The sequence below is a fragment of the Bradyrhizobium sp. USDA 4532 genome (assembly GCF_024171315.1).
Lineage (GTDB): Bacteria > Pseudomonadota > Alphaproteobacteria > Rhizobiales > Xanthobacteraceae > Bradyrhizobium > Bradyrhizobium australafricanum.
The window spans coordinates 438,238-452,101 of record NZ_JALJZN010000001.1; the positions used below are offsets into that span (position 1 = coordinate 438,238).

Genomic DNA, 13,864 nt, shown 5'->3' on the forward strand with positions numbered 1-13,864 from the left:
CCCATCAGACAAATTTGTTATTTCTCTCGATATCATCCGCTTTTTGCATGGGGAGAGCGATGGACAGCGACGCGCTCAACACGTTCCTGGTGGTGCATCGGCGCGGCGGGATCTCGCATGCCGCCAAGGCGCTGCACCGCTCGCAGCCGGCGATTTCGCGGCGCATAGCGCTGCTCGAGCAGGAGCTCGGGGTGCCCCTGTTCGAGCGGATCGCGGGCAAGACGCGGCTGAGCGATGCCGGGCGGGTAATGGTGCCCTATGCCGAACGGGCGGTGGCGGCGGCGCAGGATGCCGAGAACGCGGTGCGCGCGCTGCTGCGCGACAATTCCGGCCCGGTGGCGCTGGCGGTGACCGGTACCCTCGCCGGCGAGCGGCTCTCGAACGTATTGAAGCGCTTTGCCCGCCGGCATCCGGACGTTGCGCTGACGCTGCGCACCGCGACCAGCGCCGAGGTCAGCGACCTGATCCGGCGCGGCGAGGCGACGATCGGGTTGCGTTACGACCGCGACCGCTCGCGCGACCTCGATTGCGAGGTGCTGTTTGCCGAGCCGCTCGGGGTGGTCTGCGCGCCGGACCATCCGCTGGCGGGACGCCGGGTCGGCAAGCTTGCCGATCTCAGGGATGAGCGGTGGATCGCCTTCCCGGAGGTGCCGGGACGCCGCGAAATCACCGCCTCGCACGTCTTCGCCCTGTTCCTGACGCACGGGCTCGGCGAGGTCGCCTGGACGCCGGTCGACAGCCTGACGGCGCAGAAGCGGCTGGTCGAGGCCGGGCTCGGGATCGCGCTGCTGTCACAAAGCAATGCGGCGGAGGAATTGGGTAGCTCGAGGATCGCGACGATCCGCGTCGGCGATCTCGCCGCAAGTCACGAGGTCGTCGCCGTGACGCGGCATGGCGGCTTCCTTAGCGCCGCCTCACGCCGTCTGCTCGACATCCTCCGTGCCGACTTCACCAAGGCGAGGGGCACAAATACGTCGCGCCGGAACGGTGTCCGGCGCGCGTAAAAGTCGACTTGGTAGGGTGTACCGGGAACTCAGCTTCCCGCCTTGACCTGGGCCGCGGCCACCGCCAGCAGCTCGTCCATCTTGGCGCGGATATCGCGCTCGGTGACGGCCTCGTCCTTGGCGGAGAGGTCCTTCAGAACCTTGTGCAGCACGTCGTTGTCGCCGGCTTCCTCGAAGTCGGCGGCGACCACTTCCTTGGCATAGGCGCTGGCGGCATCGCCCGTGATGCCGAGCTTCTCGGCGGCCCACAGGCCAAGCAGCTTGTTCCGGCGGGCTTCAGCCTTGAACTTCTGCTCCTCGTCGAGGGCGAACTTCTTCTCGAAACCTTCCTCGCGCTTGTTGAATTCGCTCATGGCTGAAGTTCCAATTCCCTTGCTGAATGAGGGCCGCCGCGCGTTGCGGCAGCCCCTGTGCCTGCCTAGATAGGTGGGAGGAATCGGCAAGACAACGAGCCGTTAAGCCGCAGGCAAAACTGGCGGAATCGGCCCTTTATGATAGGGCGGTATAAGTGCCCTCAAGGGGGCACTATCGATTGTGCTGGATGGGCCAATCGGATAGGTTGCCAACAGGCATGGTTCTTGTTCTGTTTCCAGTTGGATTGCCCAGGTTCCAGGCCTCCGCGGCAGCTCCGTCGTGGGTCGTAACCCCAAGTCATCCGGAGCACCCAAATCCATGGATTTCAACAAAACACGGTACATCCCAATGAGCCGTCGACGCCGTATTTATGAAGGCAAGGCCAAGGTGCTTTACGAAGGCCCCGAGCCGGGAACCCTGATCCAGCACTTCAAGGACGACGCGACCGCGTTCAACGCCAAGAAACACCAGGTGATCGAGGGCAAGGGTGTCCTCAACAACCGGATTTCGGAGTACCTGTTTCAGCACCTCAACGACATCGGGGTGCCGACGCACTTCATCCGCCGCCTCAACATGCGCGAGCAGCTGATTCGCGAGGTCGAGATCGTGCCGCTCGAGGTGGTGGTGCGGAACGTCGCCGCCGGCTCGCTGTCGCAGCGGCTCGGGATCGAGGAGGGCACCCAGCTGCCGCGCTCGATCATCGAGTTCTATTACAAGAACGACCAGCTCAACGACCCCATGGTGTCGGAAGAGCACATCACCGCCTTCGGCTGGGCGACGCCGCAGGAGATCGACGACATCATGGCGCTGGCCATCCGCGTCAACGACTTCCTGACCGGTCTCTTCCTCGGCATCGGCATCCGCCTCGTCGACTTCAAGATGGAGTGCGGCCGGCTGTTCGAGAACGAGATGATGCGGATCATCGTCGCCGACGAGATCTCGCCGGACTCCTGCCGGCTGTGGGACATCAAGTCGAACGAGAAGCTCGACAAGGACCGTTTCCGCAGGGATCTGGGTGGCCTGCTCGAGGCCTACACTGAGGTCGCCAAGCGGCTCGGCATTCTGATTGAGAACGAGCGGCCGGCCGGTAGCGGCCCGGTGCTGGTGAAGAGCTAAGCTGAAGGGACGACCGTGAAGGCACGTGTGACTGTGACATTGAAGTCGGGCATCCTCGATCCGCAGGGCAAGGCGATCGAGGGTGCGCTGAAATCGCTCGGCGTCGACGGCGTCGCCAGCGTTCGCCAGGGCAAGGTGTTCGACATCGAGCTCGCCGCGACCGACAAGGCCAAGGCGGAAGCGGCGCTGAAGGCCGCCGCCGACAAGTTGTTGGCGAATACCGTGATCGAGAATTATGCCATCGAACTGAAGGCGTAAGGGGCGAGCAAATGGCCGACGTGACGATGGAGCTGATGTTCGAAGTGATGAAATCGGTCCAGGCGCGTTTGGCTCAGGTCGACGGCAAGATCGATGAGTTGAAGCAGGAAATGCAGGCATCGCGAACGTCTCAGAATGGTATCCGCCAGGAAATTACCGGCGTGTTCCAGGAGATTTCCGGTATTCACGCGACGCTGGTTCGCCACGAAGGGCGTCTTGACCGCATAGAGACACGTCTCGAATTGAACGAAGTACCAACTCCATGAAATCAGCCGTCCTCGTCTTCCCCGGCATCAACCGCGAGCGCGACATGGCGCGCGCGCTCAAGCTCGCATCCGGCAATGAGACCGCGATGGTCTGGCACGCCGAGACCGCGCTGCCCAAAGGCACGGACCTCGTGGTGGTGCCCGGCGGCTTCTCCTATGGCGATTACCTGCGCTGCGGCGCGATCGCGGCGCGCGCGCCGGTGATGGACGCGGTGCGCGACTTCGCCGCCAAGGGCGGGCTCGTGCTCGGCGTCTGCAACGGCTTCCAGATCCTCTGCGAGTCGGGGCTGCTACCGGGCGTGCTGATGCGCAATGCCGGGCTGAAGTTCATCTGCCGCGACGTGCATATGCGCGTCGAGCGTTCCGACACGCCGTTCACCCGCGGCTACAATGCCGGCCAGGTGATCCGCGTGCCGGTGGCTCACGGCGAAGGCAATTACGAGGCGGACGAAGAGACGCTGAAGCGGCTCGAAGGCGACGGGCGGGTGCTGTACCGCTACTGCTCGCCGGAGGGCGTGGTCGACGAGGCCTCCAATCTGAACGGCGCCGCGCATTCGATCGCCGGCATCGTCAATGAGCGCGGCAACGTGCTCGGCATGATGCCGCATCCGGAAAACCACGTCGAAGAGATCATGGGCTGCACCGACGGCCGCGGCCTGTTCGCAGGTCTGGTCCAGCAGTTCGAAAAGGCGGCGTAATCACCATAGCGTTTTCGAGCGAAGTGGGGACCGGTTCGCGTGAAGAAAACGCGTCAGAATAAAATGCGGCGGTGGTGCGTTGCCGCGGCTGCGGCGCTTCTGCTTGCGACGTCGGCCTACGCCCAGGACTTCCCGAAGCGTCCGATCACGATGATCGTGCCGTTCACGGCCGGCGGCACCTCCGACGTCATCGCCCGCGCGGTCGCCGACCAGATGGGCACGGCGCTCGGCCAGAGCATCATCATCGAGAATGTCGGCGGCGCCGGCGGTTCGACGGCACTCGCCCGCGCTGCGCGCGCCGAGCCGGACGGCTACACCATCGCGATCGGCAATGCCGGCACCAACGCCGCGACCTACACGATCTATCCGAAGCTGCCGTTTACGCCTGACTCCTTCGCGCCGATTGCCGTGGTCGCCAAGACCTTCGGCATCGTCGCGCTGCGCAAGGATTTTCCGGCCAAGGACCTCAAGGAATTCATCGACTACGCCAGGAAGAATCCGGGCAAGGTCAATCTCGGCCATGCCGGCGTGGGCTCCTCGAATTACCTGATCTGCAAGAGTTTTGTTCATGCCGCCGGCATCGACGTGCAGCTGGTCGGCTATCGCGGCGCGGCGCTTGCGCTGACGGACGCGATCGGCAGTCAGATCGACGGCGTCTGCGATGCCGCGGCCTCGGTGTCGCAGGCGATCGACGACAAATTGGTGAAAGCGGTCGTGGTCGGCTCGACGGTACGGCTTGCGTCGTTGCCGGAACTGCCGACCTCGGCCGAGGCCGGACTGCCCGAGTTCGAGGCGCAGGGCTGGAACGGCCTGTTCGCGCCGAAGGGCACACCGCCCGAGATCATCGCCAAGCTCAACGCCGCCGCGCGCACCGCGGTTGCGAGCGAGGCGGTGAAGAAGCGCTTCGCCGACCTGTCGACCGTCGCCCCCGACGCCAATGAGCTCGCGCCCGAGGCGCTGCAGCAGCTCGTGACCCGCGACGTCGCGAAATACCGCACGCTGCTGGCGGACGATAAGAAGTAGAGGGTCATCGTCGCTGCGTTGGCTCTGCCCTCGACGCGGTCGCCGAGGCGGCGAGTCTTGCGTCAGCCGCTCGCCAGACTGGCCTGAAATTTGCTGGTGATCTCCCGATCGATCAGGACGGGAGCGCATCATGCTCATTCGCAAGGCTCACTGCACGATTGCGTTCCTATGCGCGCTGCTGTGGTCGCATTGGGCGATGGCCGAGACCACGTTGCGCATCGCCATGACGGCGTCCGATATCCCGACGGCCACCGGGCTGCCGAATAACGGCTTCGAAGGCATGCGCTTTCTCGGTTATCCGATCTTTGAAGGTTTGGTGCTGTGGAATTTGAGCGGAACCGACCGCTTGGCGACTTTGCGTCCCGGACTCGCGGAGAAATGGGAACAGGACCCCGTCGACAACAAGACCTGGATTTTCCATCTGCGCCAGGGCGTCAAATTCCACGATGGTACCGATTTCAATGCCGATGCCGTGATCTGGAATCTCGATCGCTACTTCAACAGCGAGAGCCCGCAATTTGAGCCGCCGAGTTCGGCGATGTCGCGGGCGCGGGTCCCGGTGATGGGCAGTTACCGGAAGATCGATGACGCAACGGTGGCGATCTCGACGACGAAGCCGGCATCCTATTTTCCCTATATGGCGGTCTATCTTCTGTTCACCTCGCCCGCCTCATTCGAAAAGGCCGGCCGCGACTGGGCCAAGGTCGCGACGTTGCCGGCTGCCGGCACCGGGCCGTTCCGCATCACCAGGATTGTGCCGCGGCAAGAGGCAGATCTGGCGCGTTGGGACAAGTATTGGGACACGAGCAAGACAGCGAAGGTCGACAATGTCGTGTTGCTGCCGATCCCCGAGGCCAATTCGCGGCTGGCCGCCTTGCGTGCCGGCCAGGTCGACTGGATCGAAGTGCCGCCGGCCGATGGCGTCGACTCGCTGAAATCCGCCGGCTTCACCATTACCACCGGCTCCTATCCGCATGTCTGGCCGTGGTTCTACAACATCGGCGCCGCCAACAGCCCGTTCAAGGACGTCAGGGTTCGCCAGGCCCTGAACTACTGCATCGATCGGGACGGGCTGGTGTCCCTGCTCAACGGGACCGCAGAGCCGTCGGTCGGCTGGCTCAAGGCCAGCGATCCCGATTTCGGCGCGCCGGTCAATCACTACAAGTTCGATCCGACCAAGGGCAAGGCGCTGCTTGCCGAGGCGGGTTACACGTCGGCGAAGCCATTGGCGTTCAAGGTGCTGATCTCGAATTCAGGCTCGGGGCAGATGCTGCCCCTGCCGATGAACGAATTCCTGCAGCAGAACCTGAAGGAAGCCTGCGGGGTCGATGTGGAATTCGACGTCATCGAGTGGCAGGTGCTTCTGACGGCGGCCCGGGCCACGCCCGACAGCCCAACTTTGCGCGGCGCCATGGCGCTCAATATCAGCTCGCCTTCGTCGGACGCGGGCGTGATGGCGCGCTATTTCCTGGCCGCCAATTTTTCACCGAACGGTTTCAATTTCGAGCAATGGAAGGACGGCGAGTTCGAAGCCGCACTCAAGACGATTTCGGAAGCGACCGATCCGAAAGTGATCTCGGCGGCTTACCGCAAGGCGCATGAGCGCCTCGTCGACGATCCGCCCTGGCTCTATATTGTCCACGATCTGAACCCTCGCGCGATGAGTCCGAAGGTGAAGGGTTTTGTGTCGCCCCAATCGTGGTTCGTCGACCTCACGCTGGTCAGCGTGCAATAAGCCGGGATCCAGCATCGTCGCCCGCATGGCTGCGCCCGAGTGCGAGCGAAGCGGTGAAGAAGCGGTTCGTCGACCTCTCGACGGTTGTACCAGACGCCAATGAACTCGCGCGCCGCGGTGCTGCAGCTACTCGTGACCCGTGACGTTGCGAATACCGCACACTGCTGGCGGACGACAAGAAGTAGCATTTCTGCGGCGTGCAGCGCCCTGATTAGGACACAGTCCGCGACGAGCCTGAGTTCAGGTCTGATCGGGGAAGCGGCCATGCGCCGTGTGATCTTGCGTTGCTGCGCCGGCATGGCGCTTGCTTGGCTGGTTGCCGGCCCAGTAGCCGGCGAACAGGCTACGTTGACTTATCCCCCCTGGACGAAGTTCTGCATAGCCGACACCTGCATTGTCGGGCGAGAGGGGCGATCGAAGATAGAGAACATAGACTGCGTGGCGGTCGTGGCAGCCGCGCTGATCGCGCGCACCGGAGATTCCAGGAAGATGTTGCGCGTTTTCTTGCCGACCCGGGTGATAGTCGAACGTGGTGTTCGGATCATTATCGATCAGGGACAAGCGATTGAGCGGCCCTACGCGGGCTGCTTTGCCTACGGTTGCACGGCTGACTACGACGCCGGACCGGAGCTCAAGCAAGCGCATGCGCTCACTCTGGAAGCCTTCGATAAGGCCAATTCGCCGATCAGCCTGACCGTGCCGCTCGCCGGATTCGCTGATGCCTACGATGGACCCGCACAAGAGACGAAGGTCATCGAGGAGGTGCTTTCGGCGGAGGAAAAGCAGGCGAGATCGGAGCGTGCGAAGCGCGCCGAAGAGGAGCGCAAAGCGCGCTGTGAAGCGAGATAGGCGACCGCAAATAGCGGGTCTGTCAGATTCGATGAGCAGCAGCTAAAGCCTGCGCAGCCACCGTTTGACTGCTTCGCCCGGCACCGTCATCGCGGCGACGCCGGCCATGACCAGCACGAGGCCGAGCGCGAGATTCGACGGCACGGATTCCCCGAGCAGGATCACCGACAGCGCGACGCCGATCGGAATGCGAAGATAACCTTGCGCATTCGTCGTCAGCGTGCCGAGCCGCGTCAGGCACATGTAGAACAGCATCAGGCCGAACGCGCTGGAGAAGATGCCCATCACGACGGTGGCGACCAGCGCCTGCGGCGTCGGGTGCAGGGTCCAGGGATGGTCGACGATCAGGGCGACCGGCAGCAGCACGGTGCCGCCGAACAACAGCGAGCCGGCCGCCACGACCATCGGATCATAGTCCGACAGCCGAAGCCCGAAGATCGTGGCGCAGGCGAACGAGACGGTGGCGAGCAGGATCGCGATCTCGGCGAAGATCTCCTTGCCGAAGCCTGAGAGTGCGTCGAGGCCGATGATCGCGACCGTGCCGGCGAGGCCGAGGATCGCGCCGACCAGCTTGAGCAGAGAGGCCGGCTCGTGTCGCGTGATCGCCCAGGTGATGAGGAAGGCGAAGATCGGCGTCGTCGAGGCCAGCACCACGGTGTTGGATGCCGGCACGTAAAGCTGCGCCCAGGTGATTACCAAAAACGGGATCGTGGAGTTGATGGTCTGCTGGAAGGCGAACAGCTTCCAGGCCTTGAGGTCGGTCGGGATGCGGATGCCGCGAATGCGCAGCACGATGAGCAGGAAGGCGGCGGCCACCAGCGAGCGCGCGGAAATGAAGGTCACCGGCGGGATCGAGCCGAGCCCGATCTTGGTCAATGGATAGGTAGAGCTCCAGCAGCAGGCCAGCGCCAGCAGCAGCGCATAGTCGCGCCAGCCGCGCGCGCCCGGCGCTGGCGTGGGCGAGGTGGGCACTTTCTCGGGAGCCGTCACGCCGCCCGTTTTCGCTGTGCTCTTCGGCACCTTGATTTGGCTCCCTTCGCGCATTGGCGCGCGAAGCAGCAATCTAGCGCGGCGGCGCGATGCAAGGCTAGGGTATTGAATTTACGCCGATATCCCGCTTGGAGGAATTGGTGCGGGCGCGTCTGAGGGACTGAGGCTGGAGGCGTCCCGACGCCTCCGGCGTATGCTACCGTTTTGTGACTTGGCCCACACGGGCGTCTGGCTCGTCCTGCTAGGCTCAACAGCATGACGAAGCATTTCAAATTACCGATCATTTTCACTGCACTCGTCGTCGCAACGCAATGCTTTGCTGCGGAGACCAAGGGCGCGGGCTCAACCTTCGTGTCGCCTGTGGTGGCGAAATGGATCGATGCCTACAAGGCCAAGACCGGCAACACGGTCAGCTATCAATCGGTGGGCTCGAGCATCGGCGTCGGCCTGATCAAGAAGGCCGCCGTCGATTTCGGGACGAGCGATATGCCGCTCGATCCGAAAGAGCTGGACAGGCTCGGCATGGTGCAATTCCCGATCGTGATCGGAGGCGTCGTGCCGGTGGTCAACATCGCGGGCGTCAAGCCCGGCCAGATCCAGTTCACCGGACAGCTGCTCGCCGACATCTATCTCGGCAAGGTCAAATCGTGGAACGATCCGGCCATCCAGGCGGTCAATCCCGATCTGAAGCTGCCGCGCACGGCGATCACCGTCGTGCATCGCCTCGATGGATCGGGGACGACGTTCAATTGGTCAAACTATCTTGCGAAGGTCAGTGCGCAGTGGAAGGCAAGCGTCGGAGAGGGCTCGTCGGTCGAGTGGCCCGTCGGGCTCGGCAGCAAGGGCAACGATGGCGTCGCCTCGCTCGTCGGCCTGATTCCCGGGTCGATCGGCTATCTCGAATACGCCTACGCGCTGCAACGGCTTGACCGGATTTCCTTCGGCCTGGTGCAGAACAGTGCCGGCAATTTCGTCACCCCCGACGCCGCATCGTTCCAGGCTGCGGCCTCGAGCGCGGACTGGATGGCGACGCAGGACTTCAACCTGGTCCTCACCAACGCTCCCGGCGAGGACGCATACCCGATCACGGCCACGACCTTCGTCCTGATGCACAAGCAGCCGAAATCGCCCGACGGGTCGGCAACCGCGATCGACTTCCTGCGCTGGTCGTTGCATAGCGGCAAGCCGCAGGCTCAATTGCTCAACTACGTTCCTCTGCCGGCCACGCTGGTCGAACAGATCGAGCAGTATTGGCAACACAATTTCGAGGCGCTTACGGCGTCGGCAGCGGCGTCCGGAAAGCGGACTGATCGGTAGACCAAGCGGATACGCTACTTAAATCCGATCACCATCGAATCCGGGCCAACGAGCGGTTCGACCCGCGTTCGGGAAAATCCGACGTCGCGCATCCAAGCCTGACAGTCTTCGCCTGTGTAGTCAAACCCACCGGCGGTTTCGATCAGCATATTCAAGCTCATCAGAAGCCCGAAAGCGTTTTCGCGGCGATCGTCATCGATGATGGCGTCATAAACAATGATTGCGCCACCTTTCGGAAGCGCATCGAATGCCTTGCCGAGAAGCGCCCGTTTCTTGGCAAGGTCCCAATCATGAAGGATGTGACCCATGATGATGACGTCAACCTCCGGCAGCGGGTCCTCGAAGAAGTTTCCTCCCCGAAACCGCACCCGATCCTCCAGCCCGCGCTGAGCGATAAATTCCTCGAACACCGGCTTGACCGCGGGAAGGTCGAAGCCGATGCCGGTGAGGTGCGGATGGTCGTGTGCGAGCGTGGCAGGCACCATGCCCTGAGCCGAACCGAGATCCATGAAAGTCTTGTACTCGCTCCAAGGGAACTTGCCGGCAATAGCATGCGCCGCACCCGCGCTTATTGCGCTCATCGCGGTCAGAAATCCCCGCAACCGATCCGGATCGGCATACAATGCCGCAAATAAGTCTTCTCCTCCGTCCTTGCCCTCGTTCTGCAATTCGCCGCTGCGCAGGGCCTCCGTGAGCGATCCCCAAAAGCCATAGAGCCGGGCATTCGCCATCTCCAGAATGCCTCCGATGTAGGATGGCTTGGCGCGATCGAGATACAGGTCCGTGTCCGGGGTGTTGCTGTAGATGCCGTTCTCGCGCTCAAGCAATCTGAGCGCCACCAGCGAATCGAGGAAGTCGCGGGCCGATCGCTGATGCAACGCAAGCGTCCTTTGCAGCGTCGGCAGGTCAGCGGGGCCATCGGCCAACGTACTGAACACGCCCAGTTCGACGGCGCTCAAGAGCGTTTTGGACGCCCAAAAGCCCAGACCAATCTGCATAATATGTTCCGGTGTTGCGGCGCTCATGACTTGATCCCAATTGGTTGTCACTGCTGGTGCAGCCGGGTGAACATGTCGCCCCTGGTTCGGGCCTGGTGCGCCGGGAGGGTGGCAGGGGTTCACCACGGCGTCATTTCAAATAACGGCGAATAAATTTGAGTTTGACACTTCGGCTCGGTGAACGCCAGTGGCGCAGGATTGGCGAGAACGAATCAGCGATGGACGCCGCTCCGGCGTCCATCGCGTGAGCTTTGCCTGAAATGCCGGACCATGCTCTAGCGCAGGACCTGGCCCAGCACCTCGCCGTCGACCTGCTGCGGTGCCGAGCCGAGGATTCGCATGATGGTCGGCGCCACGTCGATATTGCGCATGTGCCGCACCACGGTGTCCTTGCGGATCTGCGGCCCGGCGGCGATGAACGTCGCGCTCATCACCGGAAGCTCGGGGTCGTGACCGTGGGCGCCATGGAAGTTCGGCATCGACAGCATGGTGGTTGCCGCGTTGAACGGCGCGTCGCCCTGGCGCGCGACGCCGGGGTTCTGGATGCCGTCGAAATTGTAGCCGGGCGCCATCAGCGCGAACACGTCGCCATAGTCCTGGCCGATGGTCTTGCTGATGCATTGTCCGGTTCCGGCGTCGCATTGCAGCGGCCGGGTCTCGACGACGGTGAAGATGCGTTGGTCCTTGAGTGAGTAGTTGAAGCGGGCATTGGGGTCGACCGCGTTCTTCACCGCGTCAGTGATCTGCGCCACCAGGGTGCGGTAGGTCGCCAGATCAACGGTGCCGCCGAGCTCGCGGTTCTGCAGGTTGATGTAGATGTCGGCGGCGGGGCCGGAGGTGCGGATCCCGACCTTGCTGGTGTCGATCCCGGCGTTGCGCAGGATGTTGGTGAGATTGACCGAGGTGTGGAACGGCGCGAAGCCGTGGTCCGACACCACGATCACGTTGCTGTCGCGGCCCGCCGCATCGGCGATCTGCTTCACCGCCTTGTCGGCCGTCTGGTAGGCGAAACGGATGTAGGACGCGTAGCGCTTGACCTTGGCAGCATCCTGGTTGGCGCCGATCGAATTCGGATCGGTCGGGTTGGTGCCCTGGCGGGGATCGGTCAGCAGGAACTGGTGCTCGGAGCCGTCGGGCTGCTCGATATAGACCATGACGAGGTCGGCGTCCGGATGGGTCTTGATCGCGCGCTCGCCGATATTGGCCTGGTAGCGCACGAAGGTCTTCACCATGTCCTCGAACATCGTCTCGAACTCGACGTCGGAGAAGCTGGTGAAGCCGGGGCTCAGGCGCTCCGGAATGCGGAAGTCGGCCTGCGGACGCCAGAACCCGATGTTGTTGTTGATGTCGTCGACGTCGGCGAGCACAGGCGTATTGCGCGGGATGTAATTGGCGCCGTAGCGGGCGAAGCGCACCACCGAGAGATCGGGAGACAGCGCAGAGACGAAGTACGCGGCACCAACCTTCGCCCCGCTGCCTTCAAAGAAGAACGGTGCGTTCTCGCCGCCGAACTTGACATAGGCCGGTCCGGTCGACGGCGCGTGGAACGGTCCTGCGGTGATGCCGCGGTTGGCGTCGAAGAACACCAGCGTGTCGTAGTTCACCTTGCGATCGTTGGTGGTGTCGATCGCGGCGACGCGGATCGAATATTTGACATCGAGCGTCGAGGCATTGGTGCAGGTCGCGGTTGCCGCGGCCGAGCAGGAGAACGTCTCGATCGGTGCCGAGGTCACCAGCACCGGGCTGAACGAGAAATGGCCGGCAGCCTGCAGCGCCGTCACGATGCTCGGGTCGGCCGTGAAGTCGCCTCGCGACAGCGAGAAGCCCTGGGCCCCGATGCCGCCGAACGCGCCGAACGGGACCGTGAAGTCGGTGATGCGGGTCGGCTGGGCCGGCTGCACCACGGTCTTGTTGATGGAGATGTCGGCGCCGTCGCCGCCGGGCCAGGTCGCCGTGACAACCTTCTTGCCCTGCTGGCGCAGCTGCACCCACAACGGCACCGCGGTCGGGTGCGGCGACGGCCCGAGCGGATTCTCGCTGTAGCCGCCGATCGGCGCCGCAAAGCCGCTGATGCTGCCGGAGATCGGCCCGACGATCGGCTCGAACGTGTTCGAGGGGATGTCGTTGTGGACCGCCGTGGAGCCGGTCGCGATCGCGATATGCGACACCGCGGTGAGCGACGGTGACGCCGTCACGTTCTGCAACGCCACTGCGCCGCGTCGGCTGAGCCGGGCGAGGCCGCCGTCGCGCGGCAGTACGCCTTCCTCGATGAATTTCTGGATGAAATCGGGCTTGGCACCGTCAAGCGAGATCATCACCACGCGCGGCTTGCGGCCGTGATGACCGCCGTCATGATCCTGGTCTTGATCCTGATCGTGACCGCGAGCATCGCCAACGCCGCGATCACCATTATCGCCGTCTTGACCGGCGCGCGCCGGAGTTGCAGTCCACACCAGCGATGCGACAAGCGACATCGCCGTCGTAACGGAAACGAACGTCTTCAATTTCATGAGAATGCCCCAATTTCGCTGCGCGAACACACAAACGGAAACCGTTCAGCAATCTTCGGGGGCTTGCCTGACGCGCATGTGACGCGCGCGCGACGACGCAACGACAGTGCGTCGATGCGTCACAACCGCAGTTCGTATTGCCTCACGCGAAGAACGCGCGTGAACACAACGCGCTAGAGCTGTGCTGTCGATTCAATCCGTGCCGATGTAACGGCTGGATGACGGCGAGCGTCCACAGACGTCACACGCTTTACGCCGTTGCCTGCGCCGGCGCCCTGCGCTTCACCCGCTTGATGGTGCCGGAGAAGGTGAACAGCGGCCGCTCCGCCGATGTCAGCATGCCCCGCACGAAGATCAGCGACATGCCGGCGCGGGTGACCTCGCCGGTGCACTCGATCAGGTCGCCCTCGCGGGCGGCGTCGAGGAATTCCGAGGCGAACGACACCGTGACGCCGGGGCCCTGCAGCACCGAGCCGGCGAGCGCGAACAGGCAGTAATCCGCGAAGGTCATGAAGCAGCCGCCGTGGACGTTGCCGGAGCCGTTGAGATGCTTCTTGCCGACCCGGAACGCGCAGGTGATGCGGCCGTTCTCGTCCATGCGGTGGTAGAACGGGCCGGTATGGGTCTCGAAATTGTCCCGGGTCCAGGTTCGCCAGCCGGTGAATTCGCCCTCGGTTTCGACGTGCAGGTCGGGGCGGCGGTTGAATGCAGTTTTGGCGAGCTCGTTCACGAAATATGGCCTTCAA

At 63.4% G+C, this 13,864-nt stretch carries 14 protein-coding genes; 9 read left to right on the plus strand and 5 right to left on the minus strand.

Features of this window, described 5'->3' with window-relative positions; translation table 11 throughout:
• Positions 1 to 59 precede the first annotated feature (59 nt).
• A complete protein-coding gene (locus tag J2R76_RS02005; protein ID WP_253623731.1) occupies positions 60 to 1,004 on the plus strand; it encodes a LysR family transcriptional regulator in 945 nt (314 codons plus the stop codon).
• 29 nt (positions 1,005 to 1,033) lie between these two features.
• Here J2R76_RS02005 and J2R76_RS02010 read toward each other — a convergent pair whose 3' ends face one another.
• Positions 1,034 to 1,357: a DUF1476 domain-containing protein gene (locus J2R76_RS02010; RefSeq protein WP_168854931.1), complete on the minus strand. Its 324-nt coding sequence runs from the start codon at positions 1,355 to 1,357 to the stop codon at positions 1,034 to 1,036.
• 349 nt (positions 1,358 to 1,706) lie between these two features.
• Between J2R76_RS02010 and purC the strand changes: the two genes are divergently transcribed.
• From purC to J2R76_RS02045, 7 genes are all read left to right on the plus strand, one after another.
• Complete coding sequence (purC, locus tag J2R76_RS02015; protein ID WP_016843454.1) at positions 1,707 to 2,474, plus strand: phosphoribosylaminoimidazolesuccinocarboxamide synthase; 768 nt, start codon at positions 1,707 to 1,709, stop codon at positions 2,472 to 2,474.
• Between the two features lie 15 nt (positions 2,475 to 2,489).
• Entirely contained in the window at positions 2,490 to 2,732 is a 243-nt protein-coding gene (purS, locus tag J2R76_RS02020) for a phosphoribosylformylglycinamidine synthase subunit PurS (protein WP_057018386.1), read from the plus strand.
• An 11-nt stretch (positions 2,733 to 2,743) separates the two neighbouring features.
• On the plus strand, positions 2,744 to 2,998 hold the full coding sequence (locus J2R76_RS02025; RefSeq protein ID WP_057018387.1) for a hypothetical protein: 255 nt from the start codon (positions 2,744 to 2,746) through the stop codon (positions 2,996 to 2,998).
• Complete coding sequence (purQ, locus tag J2R76_RS02030; RefSeq protein ID WP_057018388.1) at positions 2,995 to 3,696, plus strand: phosphoribosylformylglycinamidine synthase subunit PurQ; 702 nt, start codon at positions 2,995 to 2,997, stop codon at positions 3,694 to 3,696. The genes J2R76_RS02025 and purQ overlap by 4 nt, the downstream gene beginning before the upstream one ends.
• Positions 3,697 to 3,759: 63 nt before the next feature.
• Positions 3,760 to 4,719: a tripartite tricarboxylate transporter substrate binding protein BugD gene (locus J2R76_RS02035; RefSeq protein ID WP_168855089.1), complete on the plus strand. Its 960-nt coding sequence runs from the start codon at positions 3,760 to 3,762 to the stop codon at positions 4,717 to 4,719.
• 130 nt (positions 4,720 to 4,849) lie between these two features.
• A complete protein-coding gene (locus tag J2R76_RS02040; protein WP_253623732.1) occupies positions 4,850 to 6,454 on the plus strand; it encodes an ABC transporter substrate-binding protein in 1,605 nt (534 codons plus the stop codon).
• A gap of 264 nt (positions 6,455 to 6,718) precedes the next feature.
• Positions 6,719 to 7,303, plus strand: coding sequence for an invasion associated locus B family protein (locus tag J2R76_RS02045; protein WP_253623733.1), 585 nt, complete (start codon positions 6,719 to 6,721; stop codon positions 7,301 to 7,303).
• A 42-nt stretch (positions 7,304 to 7,345) separates the two neighbouring features.
• Here the strand turns inward: J2R76_RS02045 and J2R76_RS02050 are convergent, their stop codons facing one another.
• Positions 7,346 to 8,323, minus strand: a complete 978-nt coding sequence (locus J2R76_RS02050) for a DMT family transporter (protein ID WP_253607941.1) — start codon at positions 8,321 to 8,323, stop codon at positions 7,346 to 7,348.
• Between the two features lie 225 nt (positions 8,324 to 8,548).
• Between J2R76_RS02050 and pstS the strand changes: the two genes are divergently transcribed.
• Entirely contained in the window at positions 8,549 to 9,610 is a 1,062-nt protein-coding gene (gene pstS, locus J2R76_RS02055; protein WP_253623734.1) for a phosphate ABC transporter substrate-binding protein PstS, read from the plus strand.
• A gap of 14 nt (positions 9,611 to 9,624) precedes the next feature.
• Here pstS and J2R76_RS02060 read toward each other — a convergent pair whose 3' ends face one another.
• From J2R76_RS02060 to J2R76_RS02070, 3 genes are all read right to left on the minus strand, one after another.
• Entirely contained in the window at positions 9,625 to 10,635 is a 1,011-nt protein-coding gene (locus J2R76_RS02060; protein ID WP_168854929.1) for a methyltransferase, read from the minus strand.
• Positions 10,636 to 10,883: 248 nt separating this feature from the next.
• A complete protein-coding gene (locus tag J2R76_RS02065; protein WP_253623735.1) occupies positions 10,884 to 13,118 on the minus strand; it encodes an alkaline phosphatase family protein in 2,235 nt (744 codons plus the stop codon).
• Between the two features lie 250 nt (positions 13,119 to 13,368).
• Positions 13,369 to 13,848 (minus strand): PaaI family thioesterase, encoded by a 480-nt coding sequence (locus tag J2R76_RS02070; protein WP_076828456.1) that lies wholly within the window; start codon positions 13,846 to 13,848, stop codon positions 13,369 to 13,371.
• Between the last annotated feature and the right edge of the window lie 16 nt (positions 13,849 to 13,864).